Consider the following 6,955-nt stretch of genomic DNA (forward strand, 5'->3'; position numbering starts at 1 on the left):
CGACAGGTCGGCAAACCGGCCAAGCTCGCCCTCATTGCCGTTGCCAGGAAGCTGCTAACGGTCCTTAACGCTATGATGCGCGACAGGAAACCGTACCTGAAGGCCGGCCCCCAATAACAGTTGCCGGATCAGCGCTCCGCTGCGCTACGCTTGTCCGGGACGACAGCTGTGGTTGGGGCTCGCTCTATCGCTCGAACTACCCCGTCTCGACCTCACTCAACCGGCTCGCCAGGATCTTGTCGATCCGACGCCCGTCGAGATCGACCACCTCGATGTGCCAGCCGCCGAAGTCGAAGGCATCGCCGGTGTCGGGCAGCACGTTGAACTGTTGCAGCACCAGGCCCGCCACCGTGTTGTAGCGGTGCGGCGGCAGTTCGACGCCGAGCAATTCGCCGAATTCGTCCACCGGCATCCAGCCCGAGATCAGCAGCGAATCGTCGGCGCGCCTGACAAAGGCGGGCTCCGGCGGTCCGGCCTCCGAATGGAAGGCGCCGACGATCGATTCGAGGATGTCGGCGGCCGTCACCATGCCTTCGAAGCCGCCATATTCGTCGTAGACGAAACCGACGTGGACCGGCGCAGCTTTCAGGATGGTCAGCACGTCGCGCGCGTCTGCCGACGCCGGGATGCCGGGCGCCTCGCGCACCAGCGCGCGCAGGTCCGGCGTGCGTTCGTTCATATAGGCGATCAGCAGGTCCTTGGCCTGGAGCACGCCGATCGGCTTGTCGCGGTCGCCGTCGGAGACGGGAAAGCGCGAATGCGGGCTCTTGGCGATGATTTCCCGGATGACCGCCGGATCGTCGTTGAGGTCGATCTCGTCGACTTCCGTGCGCGGCGTCATCACCGCACCGACCGGCCGGTCGCCGAGCCGCATCACGCCCGCGATCATCTCCTTCTCACCGGGCTCGAGCACGCCCGCGCTCTCGGCCTCGCTGACGAGGTGGTGGATCTCGTCCTCCGAGACCTTCTCCTCGGCCTTGCCGCCGCGGCCGAGCAGCGTGAGGATCAGCCTGCCCGAGAGATCGAGCAGAAAGACCAGCGGCAGCGAGACCTTCGCAAGCACGTGCATCGCGGGCGCGACCCTGACCGCGATGCTTTCGGGGTCGCGCAGCGCCACCTGTTTCGGCACCAGCTCACCGACGATCAGGGTGGCGTAGGTGATCAGCGTCACGACGATGCCGACGCCGACGATGTCGGCAATTCCCGCGGATAGACCGAGCTCGAGGAGCCATTGCGTCAGCCGCTGTCCGAGCGTCGCGCCGGAGAACGCGCCGGAGAGCACGCCGACCAGCGTGATGCCGATCTGCACCGTCGAGAGGAACTTGCCGGGATTGGCTGCCAGCGTCAGCGCCCGCTCGGCGCCGCGCACGCCCTTGGCGGCGAGCATCGACAACCGGGCCGGGCGGGACGAGACCACGGCCAGCTCTGACATGGACAAGAGGCCGTTGATGACGATCAGGACGACGACGATGACGAGTTCGACCGAGAGCATTGACGTTCCGAGGTAAGGGGGTGTGGCCGAATAGGACGGCACACGCCTTGATATAGGTATTCGGCGAAGAAATGCCGGCAATTTTGCCGCATTTGGGCGCCCCGAGGGAACCGTGTGGGCGCTGGCTTCGACACGCTTGCGCGAGCTCCCGTGGAACTACGGGGCTGCCGTTGCTTAACGGGCTCTTAGTGGCCGGCCGGCTAGGTTTTCGACATTGCAGAAATGTATTCGGGGGACCCAGGGATGCGGATCGGGAAGCTTTTCGCGCTGTCGATGCTGACGGTGACGGTATTTGCAGTCATCCTCGGCGCCGAGGTGCTGATACCCCAGACGCGCATCTTCACGAACCGCTCCGACGCGATCAAGACTGTCGATGCCTTTGGTGCGACCCTGATGGTCAGCCAGCACGTCGCCGGGCTTCGCGCCCCCTATATCGGTCCGATCTTCCAGGAAGCGGCGGCGACGCCAGCCCAGATCGAAGCGGCCGGGAAGGCCGCGAAAGCCGCCGAGGCCGGCTTCGAGGCTGCAAGGCGCGCCATCCTGGTGCTGGATGACGGCGGAGCGATTGTCGAGAATCTCGACCGTGCCGCTCGGCGGCTGAAGGAGGTTACCGCGGCGGCAGATCGCGCGATGAGCGTCCCCCTGGCGGCGCGCGATGGTCCTGTGATCAAGGGCTTTCTACCCGGTGTCGCCGAGGTCATCGGCAACATCGAACCGGTCATGAACCGGCTCGAAGCGAAAGTCATCAACGCCGATTCCTCGCTCGCGGCGCTGTTGAGCCTGGCGCGGACGGCCCAGGACCTGCGTGTCGCGGCCGGCAGCCGAGCCGCCACGCTGTCCCCGGCGCTGTCCGCGAGTCGCCCGCTCACGGCGACCGAATTGTCGCTGATGGATCGCATGCAAGGCCGCGTGGAGGCCGACCGCGAGCGCATCGAGGCAGGCATCGACCAACTCGGAAATCCCTCCCGCATCGCGACCGCGCTGAAGGCGGCAACGGAATCGTATTTTGGAAAAGCTGCGGCTGCCGTCGACAAGGAGATTCCCGCAGCCCGGAGCGACGGCAAGTACAGCAGCAACGCCGACGAACTGGCGAAGGTCATCGTGCCGGCCATCCAGATGTTCTACGGCGTGCGCGATGCCGCATTGGCCGAAGCTTCCGAGCGTGCCTCGGCCTCGCGCGATGGCGCACTGGCGATGCTCGCGCTCGCAAGCGTGGTGGTGCTGGCGCTGCTCGGGACTCTCGGTGGCGTGACCATGATGCTGCGCAGGCGCGTGGTGACGCCGCTCAGCCGGCTCGCGGACGTGATCGCAACGCTCGCTGCCGGACAGCACGACGTCGAGATTCCCGCGACGGGCCGCAATGACGAGATCGGCCAGGTGGCGGGCTCGCTGCAGCACTTCAAGGATTCACTGCTCGCCAAGAAGGCCGCCGACGAGGCGGCCGGGGTCGAGGCCGACGCGAAGCTGCGGCGCAGCCAGCGTATGGACCAGATCGCGCGCGATTTCGAAGCCATGATCGGCGACGTGATCAACACGGTGTCGTCGGCTTCCTCGGAGCTGGAAGTGTCCGCGGGAACGCTGACAAGCACGGCCGATCAATCGGAAAAGGTCACCGCGACCGTCGCGGCCGCTTCCGAACAGGCCTCCACCAACGTGCAGACCGTTGCCGCGGCGGCCGAGGAGATGGCCTCGTCGGTCGACGAGATCAGCCGGCAGGTGCAGGATTCCGCGCGCATCGCCGGCGAGGCGGTGCAGCAGGCGGGCCGGACCAACGATTATGTCGGCGAGCTCGCCAAGGCCGCGGGGCGGATCGGCGACGTGGTCGAGCTCATCAGCCAGATCGCAGGCCAGACCAATCTTCTGGCTCTCAACGCCACCATCGAGGCGGCGCGCGCCGGCGAGGCCGGCCGCGGCTTTGCGGTGGTCGCCTCCGAGGTCAAGGCGCTTGCCGAGCAGACCGCCAAGGCCACCGGCGAGATCAGCCAGCAGATCACGGGAATCCAGACCGCGACGGAGGACTCCGTCGGCGCCATCAGGTCGATCAGTGACACCATCTCCCGCATGTCCGAGATTGCATCCGCAATCGCCGCGGCGGTGGAGGAGCAGGGCGCAGCGACGCGGGAGATTTCCCGCAACGTGCAGCAGGCGGCCCGCGGCACCCAGCAGGTCTCCGCCAGCATCGTCGACGTGCAGCGCGGCGCGAGCCAGACCGGATCGGCCTCCTCCAACGTTCTCGCCTCCGCCAGATCGCTGTCCGGCGAGAGCAGCCGTCTCAAGGTCGAGGTCGGCAAGTTCCTGGACGCGATCCGCGCGGCGTAAGAAGTTGATTGTGGAAACACCTCGCTTCCCCTAGGTTTCTCATGCCGGGGGCGTCGCAGCTTCCCCGTGAAGTGGTGATCCCACGCAAGCGCTGCTCGCTGATTCATGGAGCGAGCAATGGACGGGATCGCAATCGAGCTTCCGCTTTTCCTGTTGGCCACGTTTGCCGGCGCGTTCGTCGCCGGCCTCTCCGGCTTTGCCTTCGGCCTGGTGGCGGCGTCGCTGTGGCTCTACGTGCTGACGCCGCTTCAGAGCGCGAGCCTCATCGTCGGCTTCGGCCTTCTGGTGCAGGGTTACTCGGTCTGGAAGCTGCGCGCGGCACTCGACTGGCGTCGGCTGTGGCCGTTCATGGCCGGCGCCGTCTTTGGCGTGCCGGCCGGCGTGTCGCTTCTGACCTGGGCGGACCCGAGGAGCGTCCGCATCGCGGTCGGAGCGATCCTGATCGGCTACAGCCTTTATGCGTTGCTCCGGCCGCAGCTCAAGGTCGCGACCAATGTGCCGCCGGCCACCGATATAACGATCGGTTTCGTCAACGGCCTGCTCGGCGGGCTGACCGGGCTTGCCGGCATCATCATCACCATCTGGTGCAATCTGCGCGGTCTGCCCAAGGACATCCAACGCGCGACGTTCCAGCCGGTCGCGGTCGCGGTGTTCGCCGTGGCGGCGCTGCTGCTGGGCGCCAAGGGAGCGCTCACGTTTGAGACGGCAAAGCTGTTCGCGCTCGGCCTGCCGTTCCTGTTTGGCGGCACGTGGCTCGGGCTCAAGCTGTTCGGCCGGATCGACGAGACCACGTTCCGCAGGATCGTGCTCGCGCTGCTGCTCGTCTCAGGCATCACGCTACTGTTCTGAGCCCCGCTCAGAACTCCCCGTGCAGCCGCCCGGAAATGACCGACACCGGTCCGCGGTCGGCGTTGTAGGCGGGGTTGACGATGAGCTGGTAGTCGGCGGTGAGGGTGAGATTCTTGTTCAGCGCATAGGCGTAATAGGTTTCGAGGATGCGCTCCTTGCGGTAGTTGAGCGCACCGTCGCCGACCAGCACGCCGAGGCCGCCGGCGGCGAGGAAGTCCCGATAGTCCTGCGAAATCGCGTTGATCGCGCCGCCGACGCCGACCACGTCGTCAGGCCGGCCCCATTTCGTGCCCTTGATCGAAAGACCAGCCGACAGGCTGCGGTTGATGTCGGTGAAGGCGAGCGTTTCGCTCTTGCCGTCGTTCCAGCTCCAGCGGCCGAACAGTCCGACATCCTCGGTGATCGCCTGCTCGAGGTTGACGACATAGCCGACCTTGGTGCGGCCGCGCCGGGTCTGCGCAATGTCGAGATTGAGCGCGGGATTGTTCAACGTCTCGCGGAAGCTGCCCATGTTGGCGCTGTCGAGCCAGCCCATGGTCCTGAGCTTGCCGGGTTGGCCGAACAGCGAGAAGCGCGTCTCGAGCTCGATCACGTACTGGCCGCGCTCCCCGACCTTGGTGTCGAAATGATTTGAGTTGGGCTCTGCGACCATCAGGAAATAGCCGCCGCGCAGCGCCCATTGCTTCTGATTGAGCTCGGCGGTGACGCCGTAGGTGAGGCCGACCTTGTCGGCGGAATAGTCGAAGGCGCCGGGGGCCCAGATCGACCAGTTCATGAAATCCCTGCGAGTGTCCTTGGCGTAGGCATTGCCGTCGAACACGTCGACCACTGCGAACTTGCCGGCCTGCACGGTGAGGCGGGACACGTCGACCTTTTGGCCTAGCTGCAGCTGGCCGCTGGCGAGTTCTTCCTGCTCGCCGCCGAAGCCGAAGGTCTGGCGCACGAACAGGCGCGAGGTGTTGTAATGCGGATAGGGGAAGTTCGACTTCTGCGCTTCGCCGTTCGGGAAGCCGGCCGCGCCGACCGTGTCGTTCAGGCCAAATCCCTGGAGCAGCTCGGGATTGTAATAGACCTCGCCGCCGTCCCACAGCCGCGCGTTCAGGAACAGGCTGTTGCTCCAGGTCGCCTTGGCCTGCCTCGATGGTGAGAGAGAGTTCGTTCCGCTGTAGAGGGCGGGGAACGACGGATAGCCTTGCGGCAGATAGGTGCTCTGGCCGTGAATCTCCCAGCGATCCGATTCGGTGTCGATCAAGGAGCTGTTCGGGTTGTAGCTCGGCATGCCCGGCCAATCGACCTTGCGGTTGAGGCCGAGCCTGACCTGCTGAAAGTCGAGCGACGAAGAGCTGTATTGGGCCCCCGTGGAGAAGGCGACATTGGCGCCGTCGAAGCGGCTGTAGAGATATTCGAGCCGTGCGCTCCAATGCGGCGCGAAGCCGTATTCGACGCCGGCACCCGCGATCCAGCCGGGCCGCGTGTTCAGGATTTTCGGGACTTCGGCGCCGGAGGCCGGCGTGTCGAAATAGCGCTCGCCCATCCAGGCAAAGCCGCCGGTGGCGTAAACCAGCCACGGACCGCTGGTGTAGCCGACGCGGCCGCGCAGGCTGGCGGTGTAGTCCCATTGCTGCGTGACAGTGTTGGCGGGTGTCGTCAGGAAGGAGACGATCGAATTCGAGGTGATGTAGTTGGGGAACGTGAAATCGCCTTCGACGCCGACCAGCCAGCCGGAATTGAGGCGGTAATTGTAGCCGGCCTGCACGCCGCCGATCATGCCGCTGAAGACGCCGCTGTCGTTGATCCCTGTGCCGTCGTTCAGCGCGAACTGCGACGAGCCGCGGCCATAGCCGGCATGCGCGCCGATATAGAGGCCGGTCCAGTCATAGACGGCTCTCAGCGCCGGCGCCTTCAGCGGCAGATCGGCCGCGCGGCCCGCGGCGGGAAAAGCCAACACGCCCGAGGCAATCGCCGCGGCCGTTCGCAAGTATCTGTAACGGTGACCTCTCAACGTCAAAACGCACGCCCCCAAAACGCGAATGTGTCCCACCCGTCGCGATATCCCTGCCGATTCGCGGCGGCCCTGTCATCAGGTCTTGGTTGCTCGCGTCATCGAGATGATCTCGATTCGACGCGATTTCGTCCCAAGTTCCTAAACTTGTCGCGAACCTTATTGCGATTAATTCGCAATAGCAACTGGTGAAGATTGCCGCACGGGATGGTTCGCACCGCTGTGTGACGGGGCTGCAACAAAATTCCCGGCCCAAAAGAATGACCCCGCCCGGGGGGACAGCCGACAGCGGC

At 65.5% G+C, this 6,955-nt stretch carries 4 protein-coding genes and 1 pseudogene; 3 read left to right on the plus strand and 2 right to left on the minus strand.

Annotated features, from left to right (window positions below):
- Positions 1 to 117 (plus strand): annotated as a pseudogene (locus tag CV770_RS43750) (IS110 family transposase); the annotation flags it as partial.
- A 79-nt stretch (positions 118 to 196) separates the two neighbouring features.
- On the opposite strand, the gene CV770_RS40185 reads toward CV770_RS43750, so the two are convergent.
- Positions 197 to 1,492, minus strand: coding sequence for a hemolysin family protein (locus CV770_RS40185; RefSeq protein WP_091959795.1), 1,296 nt, complete (start codon positions 1,490 to 1,492; stop codon positions 197 to 199).
- Between the two features lie 243 nt (positions 1,493 to 1,735).
- Here CV770_RS40185 and CV770_RS40190 point away from each other — a divergent pair, with 243 nt between their 5' ends.
- Positions 1,736 to 3,811 (plus strand): methyl-accepting chemotaxis protein, encoded by a 2,076-nt coding sequence (locus CV770_RS40190; protein ID WP_104466233.1) that lies wholly within the window; start codon positions 1,736 to 1,738, stop codon positions 3,809 to 3,811.
- Between the two features lie 117 nt (positions 3,812 to 3,928).
- Positions 3,929 to 4,660, plus strand: a complete 732-nt coding sequence (locus CV770_RS40195) for a sulfite exporter TauE/SafE family protein (protein WP_104466234.1) — start codon at positions 3,929 to 3,931, stop codon at positions 4,658 to 4,660.
- Between the two features lie 7 nt (positions 4,661 to 4,667).
- On the opposite strand, the gene CV770_RS40200 is transcribed toward CV770_RS40195, so the two are convergent.
- Complete coding sequence (locus CV770_RS40200; RefSeq protein ID WP_104466235.1) at positions 4,668 to 6,638, minus strand: carbohydrate porin; 1,971 nt, start codon at positions 6,636 to 6,638, stop codon at positions 4,668 to 4,670.
- Positions 6,639 to 6,955: the final 317 nt, after the last annotated feature.

It is taken from the genome of Bradyrhizobium sp. AC87j1 (assembly GCF_002936975.1).
In the GTDB taxonomy this organism is placed as follows: domain Bacteria; phylum Pseudomonadota; class Alphaproteobacteria; order Rhizobiales; family Xanthobacteraceae; genus Bradyrhizobium; species Bradyrhizobium shewense.